We start from the raw sequence: 26,147 nt of genomic DNA, 5'->3' as shown, positions 1-26,147 counted from the left end.
TATAAGAATACTGCCGAACTATTAATTCGGTTTTAATAATTTGTAAAAGTTTTGTAAATTTCAACTTAATACGAAGGAATACATGCCCCTTTCTCATTTTGTGCACATAATATGCTCGTCCATAATTACTACACTCTATGCATAAAATACAAAAAAAAGCACACTATCTTTTGAGATAGTGTGCCAAATTTACATATTGTTTATTCGTCTTTTTTACTTTGTTCTTCCTTAGGTGCTTCCCCTGTTACTTCTTGTTTTTTCAAATCAAAGTAAGCGTCCATAATTTCACGACCGATGTATCCGTTAATTCCAGATTTATCATCAACCCATGGAACGACAACAGAGAATGCCACTTCTGGATTATCATATGGCGCGTAACCTACTAGCGTTAAATTATAAGTTTCTTTACGTTGCCCTGTTCCATCTCTTCCGATTTCTTTATCGCCACCATAAACTGTTTGAGCAGTTCCTGTTTTTCCGGCTGCTGTATATTTTGCACCAGTAAAGTATTTTGTCCCAGTGCCCCCCTGGTCATTGAACACTTGTCTAAACCCTTCTTGCACACGTTTGATGTTTTCTTCAGGCATATCAACACGATTTAATACTTTTGGTTCCATTGATTGAACCACTTTTCCGACTTCATCTGGTTTAGATGTTGGTTGACGAATCTCTTTTACAACTTGCGGTTGCATACGATAACCACCATTTGCAATTGTAGATACATATTGTGCTAATTGAAGTGGAGTATATGTATCATACTGTCCGATTGCTAAATCTAATAAATAACCCGGTGTATAATCCGTCCCTTTAATTCCAGGTGTTTCGTTTGGCAAGTCAATACCTGTTTTTACCCCAAGGCCAAATTGACTGAAATAATAACGCATGTCATCAAATGATTTTTTCTTAATGTCTAAAGTACCACCTCTAGTATATTGTACATTAGCAATGTTCATAGCTGTTCTAAACATGTATACGTTAGATGACATCTTTAAAGCAGTAAGATCATCAATATACCCCATGTTTTTCCAAGATTTTTTAGGCTTTGTACCCTTTAAGACAATTGGTTCATCATACATTACATCACCTGGTTTAATAGCACCCATTTCGTATCCCGTTAGCAACGTAGCACCTTTTACAGTTGAACCCATCGGATAAGAACTTGTCATTGTTCCTAATGCAAAATCATTCACTTCTGTTTTCCCATCTTTTTCCACTAACTGTTTTCCAGCCATAGATAAAACTTCACCATTTTTCGGATTCATCATCACAACAAATGCACGGTCTAACATTGGTTGTGAACCTTTATACTGCATTAAACTCTTCGTAATAATTTCTTCTACACGCTTTTGCAGTTCCATATCAATTGTTAAATTCAAATCGTTTCCTCGTTGTCCTTTAGAAACGTTTATTGTTTCTAAAATATTACCATCTTTATCAGTAACATTCCTTACTTCTGATTTCGTACCATGAAGTGCATCTTCATACTGCTGCTCAATATAACTCTTTCCAACACGATCGTTACGGTTATAATCTCTGACAAGGAAATAATCCAGTCGTTCTCTCGGCAACCCTTCATCTGAGCTAGTTACTCCTCCAAGTACACTTCGGAACATATCATCATACGTATATTTCCGTTCCCAATCAACCGTTGTATCAATACCAGGTAACAATGCTAAGTTTTCACTAATAATTGCATATTCTTCTGGCGTTACATCTTTTTTAACAACTTGCGGTGTCATTGCATATCCGCCATCCATCTTACTCTTAATCGCAAGTATTTCTAAATCTTCCGCTGTTAATTGATTGATTTCTTCCTCTGTCACACGACTGCGTTGACGCTCGGCCATTTCTTTATCATCAATTTTTTTCGCTTTAAAATCAGATCTGTCTTTATCTGTAAATTTCGCTTCCGCTTCCTTTTCATGTAAAGAAAGCCAATAATCTTTTTTATCACGTTCTGTTAATTTATCTGGCGATACTTCAATATACTCCGCTAGTTTTTTCGCCGTTTCTAAACGTTCCTCTGAAGTTGATCCCTTCATTCTTGTAAACGTAATCGTACGAACTGGATTATTATCTACAACCGGGCGACCATATCTGTCAAAGATTTTCCCACGTGGAACTGGATTGCTTATAGTTGAGTTCTCTTTTTTTTCGACCTCATTTTTATAATCTTCACCATGTACAATCTGTACCATTCCAAGCTTCACAATAATCGCTGAAAACATTAAAAACACACAAAAAAACAACACGTTAAGCCGAAACGGAACGTGGGTCTTCTTTTTTTTCTTCTTTTTACTCATACGAACCCCCTCTACCAACAGCTATGTAATAGGAAAGGGACACCTTACTACAGGTGTCCTCACTGCTGTTTCACATGTCTTTTTATTCTAGCATAAAAACGAGAAGAAGTTAACCTTCTCGTTCAGTATGATTTTGTGTCGTTTCAGGCGCTGGAATGCCTGTTTTATTCGGATTCCCTTCCTCATATTTGACATTTCTAACAGCAAAATAAATAAGTAAATGTCCAGCTCCAAGAATACATAGTAAAACAGGTAAGCTTTTTGCTGGCTCAAAAAATGATACTGCACATAAAAAACTTAGAACCGAACATATTCTGCCACCGTTCAACCATAACTCTCGTACAACAATATACTCAACACGCCACTCTCTCGCCTGCTTCGCTCTTCCAATTACATCATACGTCATAGAACCGTATGGAACGAGTAAAATTGGATAAGCAATAGCGATACATGCTGCATAAATCAGTAATTTTACATATGTAACTTGAAAAATAACTAAAAATACAACGACATACAAAATAATGCCACCAAGTAAAATCGCTTTTTTTCGCCATTCCTTTTTTAACATACGTGCAACCAAGTAATAGCATACAAATGAAACAGCGGAATTGACTAAACTATACTTTCCTAATGCAAATTCGCTCCCTGATGCTAAATAGACATAAACAGAAATAACAAAAATAAATGTTCCTTCCCTTAATCCTTGAAAAAAGTGAGCAAGTGTAATCCTTCCCCAGTTTTTATCAATCTTACGTTCTTTTAAAACTTGAACAATTTCATAGCGCCCTTCACATTCTCTTTTCGATAAAAAGAAGCTTATAACAACGGCAATTGCAAATAAAGTTAAAGAAAGAAAAAAGATAACTGTATAACCACTCCATTTTTCCATACGTGAAATGGTATACCCCGCTGCTATTGGCCCAATCATTCCCGAAAATGAGGTAAGAAGACCAAGAAAACCGTTAAAAAAATCACGTGTTTCCGGTTCCGTAATTTCAAATGTCAACAAATTAAATGCCAACCAATAAAAACCGTACCCAATTCCAAGAAGACCACCAAGCAATAAAATATAATGGGAAGCATGCGTCCCTGCAAGTAAAACAACAATAAAAAAAGTCGCTAACGTTCCTACACCAATTCGCAGTAAAATAGCACGATCTATCCGCTTTGCCAATTTTCCTGCAAAAAGAAATGTTAGTGGTTGTAATACAACACTTGCTAAATTATACAATCCAAGGTTCACATAATTTTGTGTTTGCTTCCATAAATAAATGTTAACAAACGTATTGGATAAAGAAATCGCAAGCGTATATAATCCACCCATAACAAGCAACAATATTAAGTCACGATTCACCTCGACATCGCCAATTACATGTTTCCACTTCATACATAACTCTCCTTTACTTCATGTTCTAGTCTTCCAAAGACAAGCGCAATTATGTAAAAGAAAGCATACAAAAAAGCTAGGGGAATATTCCCCTAGCTTCTTCAATATCGACTTGCATAAAATGAAATATGCAATATTATTTAGCTTCTTGGTAACGCTTTTCAGCTGCGTTCCAGTCTACAACGTTCCAGAATGCGCCGATGTAGTCAGGACGACGGTTTTGGTAATGTAAGTAGTAAGCATGCTCCCAAACGTCTAAACCGATAACTGGAGTTTTACCTTCTGTTAAAGGAGAGTCTTGGTTCGGAGTGCTTGTTACTTCTAGCTCACCATTGTTTACTACTAACCAAGCCCAACCAGAACCGAATCGAGTTGCGCCAGCTTTTGCAAATTCTGCTTTGAACGCATCAAAGCTACCGAATTTCGCTTCAATTGCAGCTGCAAGTTCACCTACTGGTTGTCCGCCACCGTTTGGTGATAAGATTGTCCAGAAGAACGTGTGGTTTACATGTCCACCACCATTGTTACGCACTGCAGTACGAATCGCTTCTGGTACTTCATTTAAGTTTGCAACTAATTCTTCAACACTTTTGTCAGCTAATTCTGCATGACCTTCTAATGCAGCATTTAAGTTTGTTACGTAAGTGTTGTGGTGTTTTGTATGATGGATGTTCATTGTTTCTTTATCAAAGTGAGGTTCTAAAGCATCATACGCATAAGGTAAATTTGGTAATTCATGTTTTGCCATTGTTACATTCCTCCCAGTTTATGTATTGCCAAAATAATTTAGCATACAACTTCATTTTACCCTAATTGCCATAGGGTGAAAACAAATTAAATCACATTGTCTTGCTATCATTAACGTAGCAAAATTCCCATTTCATTTCAAACAAAATGCTCATACATTTCGTAAAAAAAGCTCCCTTCTACAAGGAAGCTTCTCGTCTACATAATAAACATGTGAAATGGATATGGACCCTGTAGGACTCGAACCTACGACCGGACGGTTATGAGCCGTCTGCTCTAACCAGCTGAGCTAAGGGTCCAAAGTTATGTATATAGCGGTGATTGAAATTCAGATTCACCACCAAATCTCCAAAGAACATTCCTAAAAATTACGAGATATATTCTTTAAGAAATGTAAGATAAATTTACCATATTAAAAAGAAAAGTGTCAATTGTATTTTCATCCTTCTTTCACTAATGATGAACCTCAACGAATTGTACTTTTCCCTCCGCTTAACATCTCACTCCCCGCTGCGCAAAAACAGACGTACCTTGTACTCCTTCTCTCTTTCTTTACAAAAAAGAAAAAATCTACCTAAGCAGATTTTTTTATAGACACGTATAACGCATAACCCTTCTTTCATACGATATAACTTGTGATTCTCTAGATTCTTACGTTACAATGATTTTATACATGAATCTAATATACACATAACAAAGGAAGTGAATAGATGTCCATCTTTACACAACTAATAAAAAGTTTGTATTCACCAAAGGATATAGCTCTTTTTCGTTTTCAAAAAATGGGAAAAACAATTCTGTACGTCATGTTACTATGCTTCATTGCAACAATCCCGAAAACTTTTATATTCGGAAATTTCGTACAAGAAGTTGTTTCTACTGTGCACCAATCCATTGAAAAAGATCTCCCAGATTTTAAAATTGAAGATGGTGAACTTCATGCCGACATCAAAGAACCTATTATAAAAGAAGATGGAGATTTTGTTTTCGTGTTTGATCCTAATGCAACAAATACGGATGCATATACAAATAAACAAGGTATATTCGTTTTAAAAGATAAAGTTGTATCTATGAATAACAATCAAACACAAAGTCAATCTTACAGTGACTTCGGTAATGGGACTTTCGAGAAAAAAGATATTAAAGGCATCGTATCAGCGGTTGATAATATCTATCCATTCCTCATGTTCGGTGTTGGAGTAGCAATTTACTTGTACCAATTATTTATTTCGTTCCTAGGTACAACTATTTTAGCTTTTATCGGTGCAGCAATGGTTGGTCAGCGAAAAGTATCTTACAAACAAGTTTGGACATTAACAGCCTACAGTTACACAATTCCAACAATTTTCTTTATGATTATGAATGCATTACAAATAAATGTACCCGGTACATTCCTGCTATACACTGCCGTCATTTTAATTGTACTGTACTTAACTATTAAAGAAATACCAAAGCCGAAAGAAAAACACGAACTATAAAAAAATGCCAATTTGGCATTTTTTTTTTGGACAAGCATATATTCCTAACAAAGGAGTGAGGAATATGAAGAGACTTGGTGCACTCTTGCTTGTGCTTGTTCTCGGCTATGTATTTTATTACGATATAAAAATTGGTACCCTACCAATGTTAAGTTCATACAAAAAAACAACAGCTGCTCAAACTGTAAAAAAAGAAAATGTTGATACAAAAGCAAAAAAAGAAACAGATGTGCAGTATAAAGCGATCGAAGTCAAAACAGGAGATACTGTTTTATCCATTACAGAAGCGATTAATAAGAAAAAAGTTCCTTCTATTGAAAAAGTCATCGATGATTTTAAACAGTTAAATAAAAATACGTCTGCAACAAAAATACAGATCGGAAAATCTTACAAATTTCCGTTATATCAATGAGCGATCACTTAATCCTTGTCAATTACATAAAGGCGCTGATACAATAGTAAAAGTGAAACCGAGCATATGGGTTTCTATTGCTTCATATCACATATACTATATTTGATATGAAAGACAAAATAAGAAACTTCTTTTATAAGGAGAGCGATCTATTCGTGAATGAAATGACTCATCGTACAAAAACACGTCCTGTTAAAGTCGGTAATTTAACAATTGGCGGTAATAATGAATTAATTATACAAAGTATGACAACAACAAAAACACATGATGTAGAAGCAACTGTTGCTGAAATCAAACGCTTAGAAGAAGCGGGGTGTCAAGTTGTCCGCGTTGCTGTTCCAGACGAGCGTGCGGCAGATGCAATTGCTGATATTAAAAAACAAATTAACATCCCACTTGTTGCTGATATTCACTTTGATTATCGCCTTGCATTAAAAGCAATTGAAGGTGGCATTGATAAAGTACGTATCAACCCAGGTAACATCGGGCGTCGTCATAAAGTAGAAGCGGTTGTAAATGCTGCAAAAGAACGTGGCATTCCAATTCGTATTGGTGTAAATGCAGGTTCATTAGAACGTCATATTTTAGAAAAGTATGGCTACCCTACTGCAGATGGTATGGTTGAAAGTGCACTTCATCATATTAAAATTTTAGAGGATCTAGATTTCCATGATATTATCGTATCAATGAAAGCCTCTGATGTTAATTTGGCAATTGAAGCGTACGAAAAAGCATCACGCGCTTTTGATTACCCATTGCACTTAGGTATTACAGAATCCGGAACACTATTTGCTGGAACTGTAAAAAGTGCTGCTGGTCTTGGTGCTATCTTAAGTAAAGGCATCGGAAATACACTTCGTATTTCATTAAGTGCCGATCCAGTTGAAGAAGTAAAAGTTGCTCGTGAATTGTTAAAATCATTCGGTCTTGCATCAAACGCTGCAACACTTATTTCTTGTCCAACATGCGGTCGTATCGAAATCGATCTTATCAGTATTGCAAATGAAGTAGAAGAATACATCTCCACACTGAAAGTACCAATTAAAGTCGCTGTACTTGGATGCGCGGTAAACGGACCTGGTGAGGCTCGAGAAGCTGATATCGGTATTGCCGGTGCACGCGGAGAAGGTTTATTATTCCGTAAAGGAAAAGTGGTTCGTAAAGTACCTGAAGAAACAATGGTCGAAGAACTGAAAAAAGAAATTGATGTAATCGCTGCTGAAATGGCTGCAAATCAAGAAAAAGAAAAACAAGAACAAAAATAAAGAAAAGGCTGCTTTCATTTTACAAGCAGCCTTTTCTTTATAGAAAAACTCGTCAGTTTCATAACTGGCGAGTTTTTACTTTGCACATTTCGGACAACGTCCATATATTTCAAACTTATGTCCCGTGACCTCGTATCCCTTAAAATCTTTATTCATAAAATCCATTGGACAAGAAGTAATTTCCTTTGTACCTCCGCAGTCCAAACAAATAAAGTGATGATGATGTTCCATAACAGAACATGTAAACCGAAAATGTTTTTCTCCATTTAGTTCCGTTTGCTCCAAAACACCAATTTCAGCAAATACCGTTAAATTACGATAGATTGTATCAAAACTTAATCCTGGATAATCATCTTTCATATGCTCTAAAACGTCTTTTGCGGTTAAATAACGATTATGAGCCGCAAATAATCGTAACATCTCTTCCCTTTTTCCAGTGTGTTTATAGCCTTTTTCCTTCATAAGGCGTAACGCTTCTGTCAGATTCATAACTATCCCTACTTTATGCAGTTTTTTTCTTCTTCCATAAAATTGCACCGATTAAAATAAGAACTGCTAGCATAACAATTGTACCACCTGGGGCTAAATCAAGCTGATAAGAAGCGAACAGCCCCCCTATCACAGAAATTTCACCAAATAAAATGGAAAAGAAAATTGTCTGTTTAAACCCATTTGCGATACGAATACTCGCTGCAACTGGTAACGTCATTAAAGATGACACAAGTAAAACCCCTACAACACGCATAGATATTGCAACAACAAGAGCTACTAAAATAATGAAAATAAAGTGGATCCATTTTGTACGAAGCCCAGTTGACACAGCATACTCTTCATCAAATGATAATAAAAACAGTTCTTTATATAATAAAACAATAGTTGCAATAACGACGATTGCTACGATACCAATAAGAATTAGGTCCGTGCTTGTTACAGCACTTACACTACCAAATAAATAACTAAATAAATCTGTATTAAATCCATTCGCAAGCGAAATAAAGATGACTCCCATTCCCATCCCTGCCGAAAGAATAATCGGGATCGCCAATTCTTGATAATGCTTATATACAGTACGTAATTTTTCAATTAATAGCGCTCCGCCTATCGAAAAAATCATCCCCATATATAACGGATTTAAAAAACCGCCTGTAAAAATCGTTTTTTCTAGTAACAAACTTGCAGCAATCCCTGATAATGTCACATGACTTAAAGCATCTGCAATCAATGACATACGGCGAATCACCACAAACACACCGATTAACGGGGCAACAAGCCCTATTAGAATACCAGCGTATAAAGAATTGCGTAAAAAATCATATTGTAAAAAATCCTGTATCATTATATCCTCCCGTGATGCCCATGATCATGCTCTAAACGATGAACATGATGTCCATATAAAATCGACATTTCTGCATCTTCTAACTCTCGGAATTTCTCAACATTTCCATGGAAATGTAAATGCTGATTTAAACATGCAACATGTGTCACCTTCTCTGTTACAGCTCCCATATCATGTGTAACCAGAATCAATGTGATCCCTAGTTTTTTATTTAAATCTTCTAGTATCTCATAAAAGCTCTCCACACTCTTTACATCAATCCCAACTGTAGGCTCGTCCAAAATCAATAATTCTGGGTTACTTACAAGTGCACGTGCAATAAATACACGTTGCTGTTGTCCACCGGAAAGCTCTCCTATATTACGATTTTGAAATTCACTCATTCCTACATCTGCAATTGCCTTTGTAACCTTTTCTTTATCCTCTTTCTTCAAGAAACGAAATAGACCTTTTTTTGAAACAAGTCCCATTGAAACAACTTCAAAGACAGTCGCTGGAAAACCAGAATTAAAGCTATTGGCCTTTTGTGAAACATAACCAATTTTATTCCACTCTTTAAATTTCTTACTATCAATACCGAATAACCGAACACTACCCTTTTTCGGTTTCAAAACACCTAATATACATTTTAATAAGGTCGATTTACCAGATCCATTTGGCCCAACTAAACCTAAAAAAGCTCCCTCGGGAACTTGCAAATTAATATCTTCTAACACATTTCGGTCTTCATATCGAAATGTCAATCCTTCTATTTCCAACATATTCTTCATAGCATCTCACCTATTTTAATTCAGAATGATTCCGATTTATCTCTATTTGAATTATAGTATAGCTTACTATAGTTGTAAACTAATCTGCCCAAAAATATATTCTTTATTTTAAGCAACCTTATTATTATAACAAAAAAGCAGAGAAAATCTCCCTGCTTTTTAAAGATATTCAAAATCATGAACAAGATCGCTACTACAAATCTTTGCGTAGCAGAACTCCTGGTCTCTCTTTACCTTCTTTTAAACATATCATTTTAATGAATAGCTGATTTAAATTTACCACCATTTGTTTCTTGCGTACTCATAATTGTAATAAAGGCATTTTCATCAATTTCATGAACAATTGATTTTAATTTCGTTACCTCAAGACGTGTAACGACCGCATAAATTACCTCTTTTTCTTTATCTGTATAACCACCTTTAGCAACAAGTTTCGTTGTCCCACGACCAAGGCGGTGTAAAATTGCATTGGATACTTCTTCATATTGATCTGATACAATTAAAACTGCTTTCGTTTCATCCAATCCTTGAATCACCGTATCAATGGTTTTAAAAGCAATATAGTATGTCATAACAGAATACATCGCTTGCTCAACACCAAATACAAAAGCTGCCCAAGCAAAAATGAATAGATTTACAAACATAACGAATTCACCGACTGAAAACGGTAATTTCTTTGTTAATAAAATCCCCATAATTTCTGTACCATCCATTGAACCACCATGACGAATAACAAGCCCTACACCAATGCCTAAAATAAGACCACCAAAAACCGTTGCTAAAATAGGCTCTGTCGTAAACGGTTTAAAGGTATGTAATGTCGACTCAATACATGCTAAAGCCACAATCCCAAAAGCAGAAGATAACATGAATGTTTTCCCAATTTGTTTATAACCAGAGTACATAAATGGTATATTGAGGATCACGACTAAAGTGGAAAAACTCAACCACCAGATGTTTGGGGTAAGGTAGTCTAATATGAGGGAAACACCAATAATTCCACCATCTATAATTTTATTTGGCATTAAAAACAGCTCAATGGCTACTGCCGCACATGCCGCACCGAAGACAATCATGACTAAACGATACAATAGGTGCATAACACTTTCTTTTCGATGTTGCTTCTTCTCCATAAGCCCTCCTTATATATTCTGTATAATTTCGTTCTCTTATTATAACACACTCTTCTTTTCACCATGGAAAAAACGACTGTTATACGAATATATACAAGCACCGTACACATATATTTTCGATATAAGAACGACTGAAGGAGGACCGCATTATGAACCTCATCAAACACATTGTAAACAAAAAGTTAAATCATATGACCACAAAAGAATTACTGAAATATAGTAAAGAATATGCAGTTTCCATCACAACTGAACAGGCTGAGCAAATTGTTCCTTTACTAAAAGGACAAAATGTAAATATTTACGATACAGGAGAAAGACTAGAACTTCTAAAAAAAATTGCGAAGGTCACCTCTCCTGCTACCGCCCAACAAATTAATACGTTATTCCAACAATTATTAAAATAAGGAGGGGGAAATCCCCTCCTTATTGCTCTTTAATCTTCTCTAGAAGACCTTCATCAAATGAACCGCTCTTTAGCATTTCAATTTCAAATTTATATGGTGGTTTTTTATCTTTCTTATCCTCACCTACATATGGTGTTTCAAGAATTTTTGGTACATGTTGTAATTGTGGATGATGCACAATATGATGCAACGCTTTATAACCAATATGGCCAAAGCCAATATTTTCATGACGGTCTTTTCCAGCCCCGCGTACATTTTTACTATCGTTAATATGCAACACTTGCAAACGATCAATCCCAACAATTTTATCAAATTCGTTTAATACACCATCAAAATCATTCACAATATCATAACCTGCATCATGTGTATGGCACGTATCAAAACATACAGATAGTTTTTCGTTATATGTTACACCATCGATAATTTTTGCAATTTCGTCAAAACTACGTCCGCACTCTGTTCCTTTTCCAGCCATCGTTTCTAGTGCAATATTTACTGTTTGTTCTGGCGTCAACACTTCATTGAGCCCTTTAATGATTTGCTGGATACCAGCTTCAGCTCCTGCACCAACGTGAGCACCTGGGTGAAGTACAATTTGCTTCGCTACCCCTAACGCTGATGTTCTTTCGATTTCCATACGAAGGAAATCGACACCTAGTTGAAATGTTTCAGGTTTTGTCGTATTCCCAACATTAATAATATACGGCGCATGGACAATAATTTCCTCAATACCATTCAGTTCCATATGTTTTCGTCCAGCTTCTATATTTAACTCTTCAATTGGTTTTCTTCTCGTATTTTGCGGTGCACCTGTATAAATCATAAATGTTGTTGCACCATATGAAACAGCCTCTTCACTCGCTGCTAATAACATCTTCTTACCACTCATAGAAACATGAGATCCAATTTTCAACATATAATCACCTCTTCCATATACAATAGCTATAATGATAGCATAATTTGTAGAAATATGTAGTGAATTGTTTGTTCATAAAAGAATGTATATAAACACAATTTGAAAAACTGAGTAAAAACCATTCTTTTTAGGTGGGAAGAGAGTGGAGAGCTTCTTTTGCTTTCATAGCAGCGATTTATTTTTCGGGAAATCCAGTTGGATATATACAACAATAAGCTCATTACTCTTTCAACACGAGGAGATAAAGTGAAACTTTAATCTGTGTTGCCCGCAAATAGCGCAATAAAAAAAGATAAGGGATCTCCCCTTATCTTTTCTTATGGCTATATTTTCTCTTCACTTTTTCACGCTCAGTTGCCAATTTTTTCTTATAACCTGGCTTGACCTTTTTCGGTTTTTTAACAACTTTTGTTGCCATAACATCCAACTCATCATTTGGCTTTTTACGGCTTTTACGACGACGACGCTCACCTAAATCTGCCCATTCGTCGCCACGTAAGTCTACATGTTTAAACGTAATGTTACGTTGTTTTTCTAGGCTATCTATTGCTTCCTCGTTTGCTGGATCATAAATAGTCACTGCAATACCTGAATAGCCAGCGCGTGCTGTTCTCCCAACGCGGTGAACGAAGAAATCTAAATCTGAAGGAAGTTCATAGTTAATTACATGGCTTATTCCTTCAATATCAATACCACGTGCTGCTAAGTCCGTTGCGACAATGTATTGGAACTCTAAGTCACGAACTTGCTTCATCATTTTTTTACGATCACGCGGAGATAAATCACCGTGTATACGCCCAACTTTTAATCCACGCTCTGTTAATCCATTCGCAACTTCATCTGCCATTTTTTTCGTATTTGTAAAGACGATTGCTAAATATGGCTTAAATTGAAGTAACATATTTTTCACTAATTCAATCTTATTGCGATGTCTAGAAGGTACTAAATAGTGCTCAATATTCCCTGCCGCAACTTGTTTCGGATTAATATGAATATGCTCTGGATTCTCCATGTACTTCTTCATAAATGGCTTTAATTTTTGAGGAATCGTTGCAGAGAAAACAAGCATTTGCAAGTTTTTAGGCATGCGTGCTGCAATTTTATCTACATCTTGAATGAATCCCATATCAAGCATTAAATCCGCTTCATCGACGATAATAGTAGTTGCTTTATGAACAAATAGAGCTTGTTCTTCCACTAAATCTTTAATACGCCCTGGTGTTCCAACAACAACATGAGGTTGCTTTTTCAGCTTTTCAATTGATCGTTGTTTGTCTGTTCCTCCGATTAAGCAACGTGCTGTAATCATTTGTTCTTCCGCACAGAACTTTGTTAACTTCACAATCTCTTGATAAATTTGTTGTGCTAACTCACGAGTAGGCGCTGTAATAACAAGTTGTACTTCTTCACGATTTGCATTAATTCTGTTTAAAGTAGGGAGTAAGTATGCATGTGTTTTCCCAGAACCTGTTTGGGATTGTCCAATTACACTCACACCTTTTTTCACGACCGGAAAAATTTTCTTTTGTATTTCTGTCGGCTCTGAAAAGCGTAGGTCACGAACTGCATCTATTAAAAATGGTTGAAAATCATACTGTGTAAAAGTTTGTAGTGTCATAAGTTACACCTTCTTTCTAAAATTTCTACTGCGCGCACAAATCAGTCAAGTCTACATTATATCGAAATCTAATAGTAAAATCCATCTTTAGTTTAGGTTTTCATTTCAAAAACTAACCTTATTTCTTTTCATTGCATATTGTATGTGTATATACCTAACTGAAGAAAGGAGGATTTCTCTTATGTATCCGAAATCCCCTATGGGGCAAATGTATGCAAATCAACAACAACCATATACTCCATATCCCATACCTAATTTACCTCCTATGATGCAAAAAAAGAAAGGATTTCTCGCAAAACTATTCCAAAAGCATGATCCAACCCATCCCTATATGCAGATGGTTCCTTCCTATCGACAAATGGAGGGCCAACCGATGATGCACCAACATCAACAGCCTTATATGCAGCCATCACAACACACAATGCCACCCCAAATGATGCCAACTCAAATGATACCCCCTCAGAACGAAACACGTGGCTCAGCGCCGGTGACATCTAGCGGTGGTATTGGTAGCTTCTTTTCCAACTTACTCTCGAATCCCACTGGTATGATAAATAACATTGAAAAGGTGGCTCAAGTTGCTCAATCTGTCGGACCTGTCGTCCAGCAGTACGGCCCCATTGTTCGCAGCATACCCAGCATCGTAAAAATTCTTACTTCTGGAAAAGGTGCTGCTGAAGAACCAACGGAAGAGGTGGAAGTAATCACTACACCTCCACCACCTTCAAAAAAGAAAAAAAGAAAGAAAATAATTTTAGAACCAGTTATTGAACAAGATCTTCCGAAAGAGGATATTCCGCGTATGGTAACAAAACCAAAACTATATGTTTAACAATCCTTTGTTTTCTGTCCGCTCCTCCTTTATAATGAAAAAGACTATGTACAAAAAAGGATCCCTTGTTTAGAAGGAGAGGATTACTCATATGAAAATTGTTAAAATTTCCCCTCGTGGTTATTGCTACGGTGTTGTTGACGCAATGGTTATTGCACGCAACGCTGCACTAGATAAAACATTACCGAGACCCATTTATATTTTAGGTATGATTGTTCACAACAAACATGTAACTGATGCTTTCGAAGAAGACGGCATTATTACATTAGATGGCCCAAGTCGATTAGAGATTTTAGATAAAATTGATTCTGGTACTGTTATTTTTACAGCACACGGTGTTTCTCCAGAAGTTAAACAACGTGCAAAAGAAAAAGGATTAACAACAATCGATGCAACATGTCCAGATGTTACAAAAACACATGACCTTATTGAAACAAAAAAAGCAGAAGGATATCATGTAATCTATATTGGAAAAAAAGGACATCCAGAACCAGAAGGCGCTGTCGGTATTGCACCAGATATCGTCCATCTCATTGAAAAGGCAAATGACTTGGAAGCACTCGAAATCCCAACAGATAAAATTTTAGTTACAAATCAAACAACAATGAGCCAATGGGACGTTCAGCACTTGATGGAAGACATTCAGAAAAAATTCCCAACAGCTGAATTTCACAAAGAAATTTGTTTAGCAACACAAGTTCGTCAAGAAGCGGTTGCAAAGCAAGCAGATGTAGCTGATTTAACGATTGTTGTTGGTGACCCTAAAAGCAATAACTCAAATCGTCTAGCTCAAGTATCACAAGAGATTGCTGGTACAAAAGCATACCGCGTTGCAGATGTAAGCGAAATTCAATTAGAGTGGCTACAAGGTATTGAAAATGTCGCTGTTACTGCAGGGGCATCTACACCAACGCCAATTACAAAAGAAGTAATCGCCTTTTTAGAACAGTACGATCCAATGAACCCAGCAACTTGGGAACGTAAACGAAACGTACCACTTCAAAAAATCTTGCCGCGCGTAAAGGTAAAAAAACAACAATAAAAAAATCCGTTGCTAATTTGCTAGCAACGGATTTTTTATTACACTGTTTATACAAAAGTAAACGGATCTGTATGTAACTCTGAAGCGTGAATTTGTACCGCGAATTTTTTCTCATCCACTTTTTGTTGCAATTGTTTTTGCACACCCTGTTTCATTACTTTCTCAACATTATGTCCTGGGTCCACAATATTTAATCCGAGCATCATCGCATCGTGTGCAACATGATAATACATATCACCTGTCACATAGACATCTGCCCCTTTAAATTTTGCCTGCGTAATATATTTATTCCCATCACCGCCAAGCACTGCTACCTTCCGCACTTTGTCGTCTAAACTCCCAACAACTCGTGCTCCTTTTACATCTAATGACGATTTCACATGATTAGCAAACTGCCCTAATGTCATTTCTTCTTGTAAATACCCAATCTTACCAAGTCCCAATGTTTCTCCCTTATTATCAAGCGGATACACATCATAAGCCACTTCTTCATACGGATGAGCCATTAACATCGCTTTTACGACTTTTCGCTCTAGTGAAGCTGGAATAATCGTTTCAATCTTTACTTCTTCCACTCGCTCTAGCTGTCCAGTTTCGCCTATATGAGGGTTTGTGCCCTCTCCCGGCATAAATGTACCTATCCCTTCACTATTAAACGTACAATGGCTATAGTTGCCGATATAACCTGCGCCTGCATCTCCAAGAGCTTTTCGAACTTCTTCTGTATGCGTTACAGGCACAAATACAACAATCTTTTTCATTTCTTCCGAATATGTCGGAACCAATACTTCTGTATTTTGTAATCCTAACGCGTCAGCCAGTAAATCATTTACTCCACCTTTTGCTACATCGACATTTGTATGTGCCGCATAAACAGCAATATCGTTTTTGATACAAGTTTCAATAATTCTTCCATAAGCCTTATCTGTATGAATCGCTTTTAATGGATTAAAAATAAGAGGATGATGAGCAATAATTACATTCGCTCCTATTTGAATCGCCTCTTCTACAACTGCTTCTGTAACATCTAATGCAATTAATACATGCTGAACCGGCTTATTTAACGCCCCAATCTGCAAGCCAATCTTGTCACCTTCCATCGCGAGATGCTTTGGGTACATACTTTCAAATAAAGAAATTATCTCATGCCCATTTGGAATTTTACTCATGATAAAACCTCTCCTATCATTTTCATTTTCTCTGCTACTTCATCCCGTTTTGCTTTTGTGTCTTCCGAATTTGCTGCGCGTTCTAGTTGCTTCAAGATATTTTGAAAGTTTTTTGATTCACCTTCCCATTTCTCAATAAAAGCATCATTCTTTTCTTTCATCAAAAACGGTCCAATAAATAGCTCAGCTTGTTTATTTTCAGAGTAAGGTGCTAAAGGATTTCCTTTTTCTCCAACTAAAATCTCATAAATTTTGCCGTCTTCTTTTATAATTTTTTCATGAATAAGCTCCCAACCATTTTCAATGAACCATTCACGAATATGATGTGCGGCAATATTCGGTTGTAAAATTAAACGCTTTACACCATTTAGTTTTTCTTTTCCGCTCTCCAAAATATCACGAATTAACGCGCCACCCATACCAGCAATCGTAATCACATCAACCTCTCCTGGTGTAATGACAGCTAACCCATTCCCTTTTCGAACGTCTACCTTTTCTTGCAAGCCACTTTCTGCTACTGTAGCTTGTGCAGAACGGAATGGCCCATCTACCACTTCTCCTGCTACTGCCTTTGTAGCAATATGATTTATAATTGTATAGCACGGTAAATACGCATGGTCAGAACCAATGTCTGCAACTGTAGATCCTACCGGAATTTCCCGTACTACTTCTTCTAATCTTTTTGAAAGCTTCACTTCATTCATTTATTCCCATTGCTCCTTCACTTGTCAGTCTGTCTCCATGATAATGAATTTACAGTCCTTGTTGCAAGTAAAGAAACAAAACAATTCATTTATTTCATCTGATTTTAGGGTAAAAGAAAAAACAAGCTCCCCGCCAATAAGCAAAGAACTTGTTTTTTTAGTCGTATCCCACTACATAAGAACCCTAAAATTCTCACAGATTAAAAATTCACCTTATTTTTTCTTCGCTAACCAATCAGCTACTTTAGAAGCTTGATCAGCTGGAATTAAATTTGGTGGCATATTCCCTTTCCCTTTTACAATTACTTCTTTAATTTCATCTTTGGAAAGTTTTCCACCAACTTTTTGTAAGTTAGGCCCTACCGCACCTTGCAACTGATCACCATGACAGCTTGCACAACTTTGTTTCACAATATCTTCTGGTTTCGAAGCCGTTTGCGCTGGTTTCCCCCCATTTTTCGCATCGGCTAACTCTTTAGATTTATGTAACCCCTCAAACGAAAATACAAACATAATAACAATCCCTATTACAGCAATGAGTGCAAACGGAATCAACGGATTACGTTTCATACTTTTTCTCCCCCCTCTACGCCCCTAATAGTTAGATGATTCAGTTATTTCCATTGTACTTGAAAACATTCTATCAGAAAAGACAAAACTATCAGTTGTTAAAAATATTCCATAAATTCAGTTTATTGATTATCTCTCTTTTATCACATATTATTTTGATAAATATCAACTCTTCTCATCATATTTTTTGTTTTTCTGCATATATTTTTGTATAGAATAAACGAAATTAATCGAAAAATCGAAAAATGAGCATTTGCAAATCAAAAGACAATTCTGTAAAATAAATTACAAGAATTGTAATCGTTACTTACAGCTAAATCTTAACAAAAATTAACAAAATAAAAAAGTTTACTTCACAAAGGTGAAGTAAACTTAAAAAGAAACCTATTCTAAGAAATCTTTTAGACGTTTGCTACGGCTTGGATGTCTTAATTTACGAAGTGCTTTTGCTTCAATTTGACGAATACGCTCTCTCGTTACGCCGAATACTTTCCCAACTTCTTCAAGCGTACGAGTTCGTCCATCATCCAAACCGAAACGAAGACGTAGAACATTCTCTTCACGATCTGTTAGAGTGTCTAACACATCTTCTAATTGTTCTTTTAGCAACTCATACGCTGCATGGTCCGCAGGTGATGTTGCTTCTTGATCTTCGATAAAATCGCCTAAATGTGAGTCGTCCTCTTCACCAATTGGTGTTTCAAGAGAAACTGGCTCCTGTGCAATCTTTAAGATTTCGCGTACTTTTTCTGGAGCAAGATCCATTTCTTCTCCAATCTCTTCTGGAGATGGTTCACGTCCTAAATCTTGTAACAATTGACGCTGTACACGGATTAATTTATTAATTGTTTCAACCATATGAACTGGAATACGAATTGTTCTCGCTTGGTCTGCAATAGCACGTGTAATTGCTTGGCGAATCCACCAAGTTGCATACGTACTGAATTTAAAACCTTTACGATAATCGAACTTTTCAACAGCTTTAATTAGACCCATATTTCCTTCTTGAATTAAGTCTAAGAAGAGCATACCACGGCCTACATATCGTTTTGCAATACTTACAACAAGACGTAAATTCGCTTCCGCAAGACGGCGCTTCGCTTCTTCATCACCTTCTTCAATGCGTGTTGCAAGTCGAATTTCCTCTTCAGCAGATAGTAAGTCGACACGGCCGATTTCTTTTAAATACATGCGAACAGGATCGTTGATTTTCACACCTGGTGGCACACTTAAATCATTTAAATCGAATTCTTCTTCAGTCTTTGTGATTTGATGACGATTTGGACCTTCATCGTTGTCACCAACTAAATCAATTCCTTGTTCACCTAAGTATTCATAATATTCATCCATTTGATCGGATTCAATTTCAAATCCATTCATGCGTTCTGCAATCTCTTCATATGTAAGAACGCCACGTTTTTTTCCGAGCTCAGTGAGTTGTTCTTTCACTTGCTCAAGGGTCATATCAGTTTCAATTTGTTTAGAACGAGCTGGTTTATCAGCCATTTGTTCCCCTCCTTACGCGAGATACAAACATTCATTATAATAAAATTTTATACAAAAAGCTATCTTCTTGTTTTCTGATTTTGTAAATATGCTACATAAAATTTCGCAGCTTCTACTGGATCTGTTTTTTCCATTTGCTTTATGGTAAAAATAGTTTCCATTTTTTTCAATTTTTGCTTATGACGACTTAACGCCTCTAAGTGACCTTGTAATACCTCATCCGTGTATTCTGGATTAATGAATTCATCCGTTGAGATATTCGTAATAATATTTTTCATTTTCTCATCAGAGAGCCAGCTCAAGAAATTCCCGACTGAAGGTTCATTTCCCTTTTCATAATATGCATATAGTTCATATAAAATCCCTTTATGTTCTTCCGTATGAAAATCTTCTATATGAGGTTCGATACGGAAAGCAACTTCTGCACTCTGTAGCATATGGTAAATGAGCTCTCTTTCCGCTCTTTCAAAACCTGAAAATTTCGGCTTTGCCTGAACGATTTGAGGCGGTTTAGAAATTTGCTTCGTTTGTTTTTGCTGTACCTTTTGTTCTTTGCGATATTGGTGTAATTGGCCTAAAAGTGTTTCCATTGAGTAAGAAAATTCTTGCGATAATGATTTTAAATATGACTCTGCTTGCATTGCATCTTGCAATAAAGCTAACTCTTTTAAAACACTTTTCACATACTCTTCTTTACCAGACTCATCTTGCAAATTTTTCCCTAAACGCAAGTAATTTATTTTGAATCCAACAAAACTTATACTAGCCTTTACAAGATTTTCAAACGCCGTTGTTCCATATTGTTGCACATACTCATCAGGATCAAGCTTATCTGGCAATGAAGTAACCTTGACGTGACAGCCAACTTGCACTAGCAATTGACCTGCTTTCATTGTCGCTTCTCTTCCTGCTTTATCACCATCATAGCAAAGAACAACAGTTTCAACATTACGTCGCAGAAGTTTTGCTTGCTCTTCTGTTAAAGCTGTTCCCATTGTCGCAACTGATTCTTCAATCCCGCTTTTCACAGCAGCTAATACGTCAGCATAGCCTTCAAATAGAACAACCTGCCCTCGTTTTCTGATAAACGATCTTGCTTGATGAAAGTTATACAGCAACTTACTTTTGTGAAAAATAGGTGTTTCTGGACTGTTTAAGTACTTCGGAGTATCATCTCCTAATGCCCTTCCACTAAACGCTGCTACTTTCCCTTGCAGTGTGTGAATCGGAAACATGACCCTTCCACGAAAACGATCATGATGACTGCCATCCCTTTCACTCCTTACAAGTAAACCAGCTTGCTCCATAGTTGCTAGCGAAAAACCTCTTTTTTGTAATATTTTTGCTGCCGCATCCCAAGCTGGAGATGCATAACCAATTTCAAACTTTGCAATCATCTCTTTTGTAATACCTCGATTTAACAAATAAGAGAGAGCTTCATTTCCCTCTTCAGTATTCACTAAAAGATGGTGATAGTACTTTTTCAAAAGTTCGTGAGCCTGTAACATAATGACACTGTCATCAGATATATTCTCTTGCTGTTCTTGTCCCGATGTATAATCTACAACCGAAATATTATTTCTTTCTCCAAGCTTTTGCACAGCTTCTATGAAAGAGAGTCCTTCCATCTTCATGAGAAACGAAAAAACATTTCCTCCCTCTCCACATCCGAAGCAATGAAAAATTTGTTTGTCTGATGAAACAGAAAATGAGGGTGAATTCTCACCATGGAATGGACAAAGGCCGAAATAGTTACGTCCTTGCTTTCTGAGCTGAACATACTCACCAATCACTTCTACAATATCAGATGATGTCCGAATCTGTTCAACAACTTCTTCGGGAATTCTGTTTCCCATAACTCCATCTCCGTGTCGTATTTTGTATTCGATACAAATTAAAGGATTCCTTTATAATTCGACAATATTTTTTCTGAATTTGTAAAAAAACATTGTCGATCGTGCGTTGAAAATGATTTTGGACCTTTTGTATAGGTCCCTTGTCTGCGTAACTTCGCAGATACATATCTACTATATAAAATTGTATCCATTTGCTCATCCGTCACAAATGTACCTCGTGGAGATAATACGTATACTCCTTTTTTCACAAGAAGACCAGCAAGTCCCATATCCTATGTGATCACGAGATCTGAAGATTTAGCGTGTTTATAAATATAAAAATCCACTTCATCTTGTTCAGAATCTACATATATCCAATTTCCTTGCTGTTTTCTCGAACGATGGGCGTAGGATGCGACAAACAAAATTTCGACATGGAATTTCATCCTTCACAGGACATGCATCTGCATCAACTAGAACCTTATTGATGTTTTGCATATTTCTGTATTCTACATCCCTTCTGTGAATCCTTCCATGATGCGCGTTTTCTTGTCCGGATTTTTGTCGATTTTACGTAAGTGTATACCTTTTCCGTAAATCCTATCCCTAGTTTATTCTGAAAAATTAAAGTCTAAACGTAAAATGTACCTTTTTATCACAATTTTTTATTATAATATATTTTCTTCAACTTCGCTACATATCCTTTAAATTTTCATCTAGCTATTTATAAGTAAAAAGCGGTCCGAGCGAAAAAAACACATTCACCTATGGTAAATGTGCTAAAACATTTTTTGGTTTTGCACTGCATTCACGATAATATTGGCGGTTTCCTCAATCGCCTTATTTGATACGTCAATAACTTGACAGTTTATTTTACTTACTACTTTCTCAAAGTGATCAATTTCTTCTTTAATACGATTGATATTTGCATATGTTGCTCCATCACTTAATCCAAGTGACTTTAATCGTTCTTTCCGAATATGATTTAACTTATCCGGTGTAATTTTCAATCCAAAACATTTTTCTTTTGCTACTTGATATAATTCTTCAGGCGGATCCACTTCTGGTACAAGTGGTACATTGGCAACTTTTAAGCGTTTATTATGTGCAAGATATTGTGAAAGTGGTGTTTTAGAAGTACGCGATACACCAATCAATACGATATCAGCTTTCAAAATGCCACGCGCATCTCTACCGTCATCGTATTTAACAGCAAACTCGATTGCTTCAATCTTTTTAAAATATTCTTCATCTAATCTACGTACAACACCAGGTTCATACCTTGGAACTTGCCCTGTAATCTCTTCAATTTGATCGATAAGAGGACCAATAATATCATAGGCCTCTACGCCCTCTTTTGCCGCTTCTGTTAGCATATATTGACGCATTTCTGGTTTTACTAACGTAAAACAAATAAGCGCTTGATTACTCTTTGCAATTGAAATTACTTCTTTTAATGTCCCTGCATCTTCCACATAGGGTACACGTCTAATATCAGGAGCAAATGGAAATTGTCCCATTGCAGCTCGAACAACTAAATCAGCCGTCTCTCCAACAGAATCAGATACGACATATACGATTTTATTATCCATTACATTACCTCACTTTAAACAAATTACACTTATTCATTGTTTACTAAATTGACAAATGCACGCGTAATGTTTGTTTTTGTAATTCGACCAACAACTTCTAACCCTTGTTTCATGTCTTTTACAACTGGCATTGCATCAATCTGTCTTTCTATTAATTCCATCGCAACATCATATAGAGAATCCTCCCTACGGCACATTGCAATATTAGGCATCCTTGTCATGATAATATTAACCGGAAGCGATGTTAAATCCTGCTTTCCTAAGCTTGCACGTAATAAATCTTTACGAGAAACTACCCCAACTAAAAGCGTCGCTTGCTCAACAACAAACAAAGTACCCACATCTTCTAAAAACATAGTACAAATCGCATCGTATACAGAAATATTTTTATCAACTACAACCGGTCTAGATTGATAATCTTGTACTTTAACTTTCTTAACAGCTTCTGATAACAACTGTCCCCCAGTTTTTCCTGTATAAAAATAACCGACACGTGGACGTGCTTCTAAATAACCTGCCATCGTTAAAATCGCTAAGTCTGGTCTTAAAGTTGCACGCGTTAAATTTAATTGTGCCGCAATTGATTCCCCAGTAATAGGACCGTGATCTTTTACAATCTGAATGATATGTTCTTGCCGTTTATTCAGTTCTATGATAATCACCACCTTCAATGCAAAACGAAAAAAGTTATACTATCTCTTAAATATTATATACTAAATATGCTTTTTGAAAAAGAAAGTATGTAAAAAGGACCTATTTATGGTCCTCTTTATATTTGAAACTTATCAAGTTGTTCCAAAAAACGCCTTGTTTTCAAATAAATCCCACAATATTCATCGTAATATGTATTTAATACTGTACGCATTTGCCGCTTCGTTCCATCTTTGACAGAGACATTACCAAGGCGAGCTAAATCAAAATGATAAAAAAGACGCAATAATTTATGAACGGCCTCTCCTACCGGAATACGGTATGGATCTTGCTCTGCATGATGTGAGCACAGAAAACCGCCTTCTCTAACAGAGAAGGCGACAAAATCTGCTTCATGGTGACAAATTGCACATGTATCAAAGTACGGATGCATCCCAAGTACCGGAAGCATCTTCGTTTGATAAATTAAAGACAATACTTCAGGATCAACACCCTCACACATGTAGTGCAACGTTTGATATAACATTTCAAATAAGTACGGATTATGTTTCTTATCTTCAGTTGCTTTATCAGTCAATTCGACGATAAATGATGCATAAGCAGTTAAAAATATATCTTCACGAATTTCTTTCATAGATGAAATTATTTCACCTTGTTGCAAAGTGCCCAGTCCAGACCCCATTTGGATTAAAAAGTGACCATGTGTCATAAGTTGCGAAATAGATGCTAACCTACTTTTTGGTTTTTTCGCTCCTCTTGCCATTGCACTTACTTTCCCAAACTCACGTGAGAATATCGTAACAATTTTATTCGTTTCTCCGTAATCTGTTGTCCGGATAATAATTCCCTCAACTTTTTGAAACATGTTCGTCACCATCCAAGGTTTGAACAAAACGGGTCAAGAAATTGGAGAATCTAGATGTGCTAGCTCCTCTTCATGTTGATCCATCTCATCGTTTACGTCTTTTTCCATTTCCTTCAAAAGCAAATACGTCTCAATGCTTCCTGTCTTGGAGAAAAACTTCCAGGTAAAATCTAGCATAAGAATCCACCTTTCTCAGTAAGCGTAGCATATAAACCAATTTCTTTTGTTGTTATTAAAATGACCCGTTTTGTCCATTTTCATGTGAGAAAAATTTTTCCTAATTTGTATTAATACTCATCTTCACGGAAACCAAGATCGCGAAGCTGTGACATTTTATTACGCCAATCTTTTTGAACTTTTACCCATACTTCTAAGAATACTTTCGAACCGAGAAGTGCTTCAATATCAAAACGAGCGCGCTTTCCAACTTCTTTTAACATCTTCCCTTGTTTCCCGATGATAATTCCTTTTTGTGATGGACGTTCTACAATGATTGTTGCATTTACATAGACGGCTCCACCTTCACGCTTTTGAATCGCATCAATCACAACCGCCACCGAATGTGGTACTTCCTCACGTGTTAAATGAAGCACTTTTTCACGAATCAGTTCCGCAATGATAAATCGCTCTGGATGATCTGTTACCTGGTTCTCGGGATAGTATTGTGGTCCTTCTGGTAAATATTTTTTAATCGCCCCAATTAACGCCTCAACATTATTACCATCCAATGCAGAGATTGGTACAATTTCTGCAAATTCATGTAATTTACGATATTGATCAATTAATTCTAGCAATTGTTCTGGATGAACTTGGTCAATTTTATTGATTACTAAAAATACGGGTTGCTTTGTTTCTTTTAGTTTCTCAATAATAAATTCTTCACCACGACCAAACCCTTCAGCTGCATTGACCATAAATAATACAATGTCAACTTCTTTTAATGTCGTTTGTGCCATCTTCACCATAAAGTCGCCTAGTTTATGCTTCGGCTTATGTATTCCTGGCGTATCAATAAAGATAACTTGTGAATCATTTTCTGTGTATACACCTTGAATTTTATTACGAGTTGTTTGTGGTTTATCACTCATAATAGCAATTTTTTGACCGATAATACGATTTAAAAATGTCGACTTTCCAACATTCGGTCTGCCAATTATAGAGACAAAACCTGATTTATAACCTTTTCTATTCATGTAAATCCTCCGCTAAAAATGCTCCTGGTAACAATTCTCCGACTGTTGTCTCCTGAATGTCACCATGTAAATTTGATAAGTATACTTTCGTATCCTGTTTACATAATTCTATCATAACTTGACGGCACGCTCCACAAGGAGGTACTGGACGGTTTGTATCCGCTACAACCGCTATCGCTACAAATGCTTTATCTCCTTCAGAAATCGCTTTAAATAAAGCCGTTCTTTCTGCACAATTACATAATCCATATGATGCATTTTCAACATTACATCCACGGTATACTTTTCCATCTTCCGTTAATAATGCTGCACCTACTTGAAACTTAGAATATGGTACATACGCCTGTTTACGCGCTTCGATCGCTTCTTGAATTAATTCTTTGCTGTTCATGCCCTCGCATCCTTTCCGCTTTCAATTG

At 36.4% G+C, this 26,147-nt stretch carries 27 protein-coding genes, 1 tRNA gene and 1 pseudogene; 6 read left to right on the top strand and 23 right to left on the bottom strand.

Annotation, left to right across the window (positions count from 1 at the left end):
• Window positions 1-200: 200 nt before the first annotated feature.
• The 4 genes from CN373_RS17200 to CN373_RS17185 form a co-directional block, all read right to left on the bottom strand.
• Window positions 201-2,303 carry a peptidoglycan D,D-transpeptidase FtsI family protein gene (locus tag CN373_RS17200; protein ID WP_098359779.1) on the bottom strand — a complete coding sequence of 701 codons (2,103 nt, stop codon included), beginning with the start codon at window positions 2,301-2,303 and terminating at the stop codon, window positions 201-203.
• A gap of 109 nt (window positions 2,304-2,412) precedes the next feature.
• The gene (locus tag CN373_RS17195) at window positions 2,413-3,690 is read right to left on the bottom strand and encodes an MFS transporter (RefSeq protein ID WP_000871392.1); all 1,278 of its coding nucleotides are present in this window, start codon (window positions 3,688-3,690) and stop codon (window positions 2,413-2,415) included.
• Window positions 3,691-3,826: 136 nt separating this feature from the next.
• Window positions 3,827-4,438, bottom strand: a complete 612-nt coding sequence (gene sodA, locus CN373_RS17190) for a superoxide dismutase [Mn] (RefSeq protein WP_001052039.1) — start codon at window positions 4,436-4,438, stop codon at window positions 3,827-3,829.
• Window positions 4,439-4,662: 224 nt separating this feature from the next.
• A tRNA-Ile gene (locus tag CN373_RS17185) sits at window positions 4,663-4,736 on the bottom strand.
• A gap of 411 nt (window positions 4,737-5,147) precedes the next feature.
• Here CN373_RS17185 and CN373_RS17180 point away from each other — a divergent pair.
• On the top strand, window positions 5,148-5,915 hold the full coding sequence (locus CN373_RS17180; protein WP_000021905.1) for a DUF1189 domain-containing protein: 768 nt from the start codon (window positions 5,148-5,150) through the stop codon (window positions 5,913-5,915).
• On the opposite strand, the gene CN373_RS26195 is transcribed toward CN373_RS17180, so the two are convergent.
• Window positions 5,875-6,024 (bottom strand): hypothetical protein, encoded by a 150-nt coding sequence (locus CN373_RS26195; protein ID WP_410255763.1) that lies wholly within the window; start codon window positions 6,022-6,024, stop codon window positions 5,875-5,877. The genes CN373_RS17180 and CN373_RS26195 overlap by 41 nt on opposite strands.
• Here CN373_RS26195 and CN373_RS17175 point away from each other — a divergent pair.
• Both CN373_RS17175 and ispG read left to right on the top strand, forming a co-directional pair.
• The gene (locus CN373_RS17175; RefSeq protein ID WP_098359778.1) at window positions 5,980-6,327 is read left to right on the top strand and encodes a hypothetical protein; all 348 of its coding nucleotides are present in this window, start codon (window positions 5,980-5,982) and stop codon (window positions 6,325-6,327) included. The two genes, CN373_RS26195 and CN373_RS17175, sit on opposite strands and share 45 nt — an antisense overlap.
• Before the next feature lie 164 nt (window positions 6,328-6,491).
• Window positions 6,492-7,592 carry a flavodoxin-dependent (E)-4-hydroxy-3-methylbut-2-enyl-diphosphate synthase gene (gene ispG / locus CN373_RS17170; protein ID WP_165770989.1) on the top strand — a complete coding sequence of 367 codons (1,101 nt, stop codon included), beginning with the start codon at window positions 6,492-6,494 and terminating at the stop codon, window positions 7,590-7,592.
• Window positions 7,593-7,667: 75 nt separating this feature from the next.
• Here ispG and CN373_RS17165 read toward each other — a convergent pair whose 3' ends face one another.
• From CN373_RS17165 to CN373_RS17150, 4 genes are all read right to left on the bottom strand, one after another.
• Complete coding sequence (locus CN373_RS17165) at window positions 7,668-8,081, bottom strand: Fur family transcriptional regulator (RefSeq protein WP_098359777.1); 414 nt, start codon at window positions 8,079-8,081, stop codon at window positions 7,668-7,670.
• Window positions 8,082-8,094: 13 nt separating this feature from the next.
• Window positions 8,095-8,928 carry a metal ABC transporter permease gene (locus tag CN373_RS17160; RefSeq protein WP_000613826.1) on the bottom strand — a complete coding sequence of 278 codons (834 nt, stop codon included), beginning with the start codon at window positions 8,926-8,928 and terminating at the stop codon, window positions 8,095-8,097.
• Window positions 8,928-9,698, bottom strand: coding sequence for a metal ABC transporter ATP-binding protein (locus CN373_RS17155; protein ID WP_098359776.1), 771 nt, complete (start codon window positions 9,696-9,698; stop codon window positions 8,928-8,930). The genes CN373_RS17160 and CN373_RS17155 overlap by 1 nt, the downstream gene beginning before the upstream one ends.
• 254 nt (window positions 9,699-9,952) lie before the next feature.
• Window positions 9,953-10,831, bottom strand: a complete 879-nt coding sequence (locus CN373_RS17150) for a YitT family protein (protein WP_000412587.1) — start codon at window positions 10,829-10,831, stop codon at window positions 9,953-9,955.
• Window positions 10,832-10,980: 149 nt separating this feature from the next.
• Here CN373_RS17150 and CN373_RS17145 point away from each other — a divergent pair, with 149 nt between their 5' ends.
• On the top strand, window positions 10,981-11,235 hold the full coding sequence (locus CN373_RS17145; RefSeq protein WP_033664252.1) for a DUF2624 domain-containing protein: 255 nt from the start codon (window positions 10,981-10,983) through the stop codon (window positions 11,233-11,235).
• Window positions 11,236-11,254: 19 nt separating this feature from the next.
• Here CN373_RS17145 and CN373_RS17140 read toward each other — a convergent pair whose 3' ends face one another.
• Window positions 11,255-12,151 (bottom strand): deoxyribonuclease IV, encoded by an 897-nt coding sequence (locus CN373_RS17140; protein WP_000912462.1) that lies wholly within the window; start codon window positions 12,149-12,151, stop codon window positions 11,255-11,257.
• A gap of 307 nt (window positions 12,152-12,458) precedes the next feature.
• Entirely contained in the window at window positions 12,459-13,769 is a 1,311-nt protein-coding gene (locus CN373_RS17135) for a DEAD/DEAH box helicase (RefSeq protein ID WP_098359775.1), read from the bottom strand.
• A 181-nt stretch (window positions 13,770-13,950) separates the two neighbouring features.
• On the opposite strand from CN373_RS17135, the gene vrrA reads away from it, so the two are divergent.
• Window positions 13,951-14,601 carry a VrrA/YqfQ family protein gene (vrrA, locus tag CN373_RS17130; RefSeq protein ID WP_098359774.1) on the top strand — a complete coding sequence of 217 codons (651 nt, stop codon included), beginning with the start codon at window positions 13,951-13,953 and terminating at the stop codon, window positions 14,599-14,601.
• Window positions 14,602-14,692: 91 nt separating this feature from the next.
• Window positions 14,693-15,643, top strand: coding sequence for a 4-hydroxy-3-methylbut-2-enyl diphosphate reductase (locus CN373_RS17125; RefSeq protein ID WP_000706664.1), 951 nt, complete (start codon window positions 14,693-14,695; stop codon window positions 15,641-15,643).
• Between the two features lie 47 nt (window positions 15,644-15,690).
• Here CN373_RS17125 and CN373_RS17120 read toward each other — a convergent pair whose 3' ends face one another.
• The 12 genes and pseudogenes from CN373_RS17120 to CN373_RS17060 all read right to left on the bottom strand — a co-directional run bounded on the left by CN373_RS17120 (window position 15,691) and on the right by CN373_RS17060 (window position 26,119).
• Window positions 15,691-16,812, bottom strand: a complete 1,122-nt coding sequence (locus CN373_RS17120; protein WP_000036204.1) for a Nif3-like dinuclear metal center hexameric protein — start codon at window positions 16,810-16,812, stop codon at window positions 15,691-15,693.
• On the bottom strand, window positions 16,809-17,516 hold the full coding sequence (locus CN373_RS17115) for a tRNA (adenine(22)-N(1))-methyltransferase (protein WP_001006533.1): 708 nt from the start codon (window positions 17,514-17,516) through the stop codon (window positions 16,809-16,811). Before CN373_RS17115 ends, CN373_RS17120 begins: the two co-directional genes overlap by 4 nt.
• 213 nt (window positions 17,517-17,729) lie before the next feature.
• Window positions 17,730-18,086: a cytochrome c550 gene (gene cccA, locus CN373_RS17110; RefSeq protein ID WP_000828153.1), complete on the bottom strand. Its 357-nt coding sequence runs from the start codon at window positions 18,084-18,086 to the stop codon at window positions 17,730-17,732.
• A 384-nt stretch (window positions 18,087-18,470) separates the two neighbouring features.
• Window positions 18,471-19,592: an RNA polymerase sigma factor RpoD gene (gene rpoD / locus CN373_RS17105; RefSeq protein WP_000764055.1), complete on the bottom strand. Its 1,122-nt coding sequence runs from the start codon at window positions 19,590-19,592 to the stop codon at window positions 18,471-18,473.
• Window positions 19,593-19,651: 59 nt separating this feature from the next.
• Complete coding sequence (dnaG, locus tag CN373_RS17100) at window positions 19,652-21,448, bottom strand: DNA primase (protein WP_000528236.1); 1,797 nt, start codon at window positions 21,446-21,448, stop codon at window positions 19,652-19,654.
• 38 nt (window positions 21,449-21,486) lie between these two features.
• Window positions 21,487-21,925, bottom strand: a pseudogene (locus CN373_RS25875) (YaiI/YqxD family protein).
• A 281-nt stretch (window positions 21,926-22,206) separates the two neighbouring features.
• On the bottom strand, window positions 22,207-23,019 hold the full coding sequence (locus CN373_RS17085; protein ID WP_000368932.1) for a pyruvate, water dikinase regulatory protein: 813 nt from the start codon (window positions 23,017-23,019) through the stop codon (window positions 22,207-22,209).
• Between the two features lie 29 nt (window positions 23,020-23,048).
• A complete protein-coding gene (locus CN373_RS17080; protein ID WP_002057804.1) occupies window positions 23,049-23,681 on the bottom strand; it encodes a helix-turn-helix transcriptional regulator in 633 nt (210 codons plus the stop codon).
• Window positions 23,682-23,788: 107 nt separating this feature from the next.
• Window positions 23,789-24,535, bottom strand: coding sequence for a DNA repair protein RecO (gene recO, locus CN373_RS17075; RefSeq protein ID WP_000487003.1), 747 nt, complete (start codon window positions 24,533-24,535; stop codon window positions 23,789-23,791).
• A 33-nt stretch (window positions 24,536-24,568) separates the two neighbouring features.
• Window positions 24,569-24,712: a YqzL family protein gene (locus CN373_RS17070; RefSeq protein WP_000883924.1), complete on the bottom strand. Its 144-nt coding sequence runs from the start codon at window positions 24,710-24,712 to the stop codon at window positions 24,569-24,571.
• A 110-nt stretch (window positions 24,713-24,822) separates the two neighbouring features.
• On the bottom strand, window positions 24,823-25,728 hold the full coding sequence (gene era, locus CN373_RS17065) for a GTPase Era (RefSeq protein WP_001080232.1): 906 nt from the start codon (window positions 25,726-25,728) through the stop codon (window positions 24,823-24,825).
• Window positions 25,721-26,119, bottom strand: a complete 399-nt coding sequence (locus CN373_RS17060) for a cytidine deaminase (protein WP_001085019.1) — start codon at window positions 26,117-26,119, stop codon at window positions 25,721-25,723. The genes era and CN373_RS17060 overlap by 8 nt, the downstream gene beginning before the upstream one ends.
• Between the last annotated feature and the right edge of the window lie 28 nt (window positions 26,120-26,147).

Origin of the sequence: Bacillus cereus (assembly GCF_002561295.1) — a bacterium.
In the GTDB taxonomy this organism is placed as follows: Bacteria; Bacillota; Bacilli; order Bacillales; family Bacillaceae_G; genus Bacillus_A; species Bacillus_A cereus_S.
This window is presented reverse-complemented; position numbering and strand designations above follow the sequence as displayed.

What these genes read in the sequence shown, in the direction of transcription:
- CN373_RS17180 (WP_000021905.1), top strand. Translation starts at nt 5,148, where the DNA reads ATGTCCATCTTTACACAACTAATAAAAAGTTTGTATTCACCAAAGGAT.
- vrrA (WP_098359774.1), top strand. Translation starts at nt 13,951, where the DNA reads ATGTATCCGAAATCCCCTATGGGGCAAATGTATGCAAATCAACAACAA.
- CN373_RS17145 (WP_033664252.1), top strand. Translation starts at nt 10,981, where the DNA reads ATGAACCTCATCAAACACATTGTAAACAAAAAGTTAAATCATATGACC.
- rpoD (WP_000764055.1), bottom strand. Translation starts at nt 19,592, where the DNA reads ATGGCTGATAAACCAGCTCGTTCTAAACAAATTGAAACTGATATGACC.
- CN373_RS17200 (WP_098359779.1), bottom strand. Translation starts at nt 2,303, where the DNA reads ATGAGTAAAAAGAAGAAAAAAAAGAAGACCCACGTTCCGTTTCGGCTT.
- ispG (WP_165770989.1), top strand. Translation starts at nt 6,492, where the DNA reads ATGACTCATCGTACAAAAACACGTCCTGTTAAAGTCGGTAATTTAACA.
- cccA (WP_000828153.1), bottom strand. Translation starts at nt 18,086, where the DNA reads ATGAAACGTAATCCGTTGATTCCGTTTGCACTCATTGCTGTAATAGGG.
- CN373_RS17140 (WP_000912462.1), bottom strand. Translation starts at nt 12,151, where the DNA reads ATGTTGAAAATTGGATCTCATGTTTCTATGAGTGGTAAGAAGATGTTA.
- CN373_RS17115 (WP_001006533.1), bottom strand. Translation starts at nt 17,516, where the DNA reads ATGAATGAAGTGAAGCTTTCAAAAAGATTAGAAGAAGTAGTACGGGAA.
- recO (WP_000487003.1), bottom strand. Translation starts at nt 24,535, where the DNA reads ATGTTTCAAAAAGTTGAGGGAATTATTATCCGGACAACAGATTACGGA.
- era (WP_001080232.1), bottom strand. Translation starts at nt 25,728, where the DNA reads ATGAATAGAAAAGGTTATAAATCAGGTTTTGTCTCTATAATTGGCAGA.
- CN373_RS17155 (WP_098359776.1), bottom strand. Translation starts at nt 9,698, where the DNA reads ATGAAGAATATGTTGGAAATAGAAGGATTGACATTTCGATATGAAGAC.
- CN373_RS17195 (WP_000871392.1), bottom strand. Translation starts at nt 3,690, where the DNA reads ATGAAGTGGAAACATGTAATTGGCGATGTCGAGGTGAATCGTGACTTA.
- CN373_RS17070 (WP_000883924.1), bottom strand. Translation starts at nt 24,712, where the DNA reads ATGCTAGATTTTACCTGGAAGTTTTTCTCCAAGACAGGAAGCATTGAG.
- CN373_RS17150 (WP_000412587.1), bottom strand. Translation starts at nt 10,831, where the DNA reads ATGGAGAAGAAGCAACATCGAAAAGAAAGTGTTATGCACCTATTGTAT.
- CN373_RS17175 (WP_098359778.1), top strand. Translation starts at nt 5,980, where the DNA reads ATGAAGAGACTTGGTGCACTCTTGCTTGTGCTTGTTCTCGGCTATGTA.
- CN373_RS17060 (WP_001085019.1), bottom strand. Translation starts at nt 26,119, where the DNA reads ATGAACAGCAAAGAATTAATTCAAGAAGCGATCGAAGCGCGTAAACAG.
- CN373_RS17135 (WP_098359775.1), bottom strand. Translation starts at nt 13,769, where the DNA reads ATGACACTACAAACTTTTACACAGTATGATTTTCAACCATTTTTAATA.
- CN373_RS17160 (WP_000613826.1), bottom strand. Translation starts at nt 8,928, where the DNA reads ATGATACAGGATTTTTTACAATATGATTTTTTACGCAATTCTTTATAC.
- CN373_RS17165 (WP_098359777.1), bottom strand. Translation starts at nt 8,081, where the DNA reads ATGAATCTGACAGAAGCGTTACGCCTTATGAAGGAAAAAGGCTATAAA.
- CN373_RS17125 (WP_000706664.1), top strand. Translation starts at nt 14,693, where the DNA reads ATGAAAATTGTTAAAATTTCCCCTCGTGGTTATTGCTACGGTGTTGTT.
- CN373_RS17120 (WP_000036204.1), bottom strand. Translation starts at nt 16,812, where the DNA reads ATGAGTAAAATTCCAAATGGGCATGAGATAATTTCTTTATTTGAAAGT.
- sodA (WP_001052039.1), bottom strand. Translation starts at nt 4,438, where the DNA reads ATGGCAAAACATGAATTACCAAATTTACCTTATGCGTATGATGCTTTA.
- CN373_RS17085 (WP_000368932.1), bottom strand. Translation starts at nt 23,019, where the DNA reads ATGGATAATAAAATCGTATATGTCGTATCTGATTCTGTTGGAGAGACG.
- dnaG (WP_000528236.1), bottom strand. Translation starts at nt 21,448, where the DNA reads ATGGGAAACAGAATTCCCGAAGAAGTTGTTGAACAGATTCGGACATCA.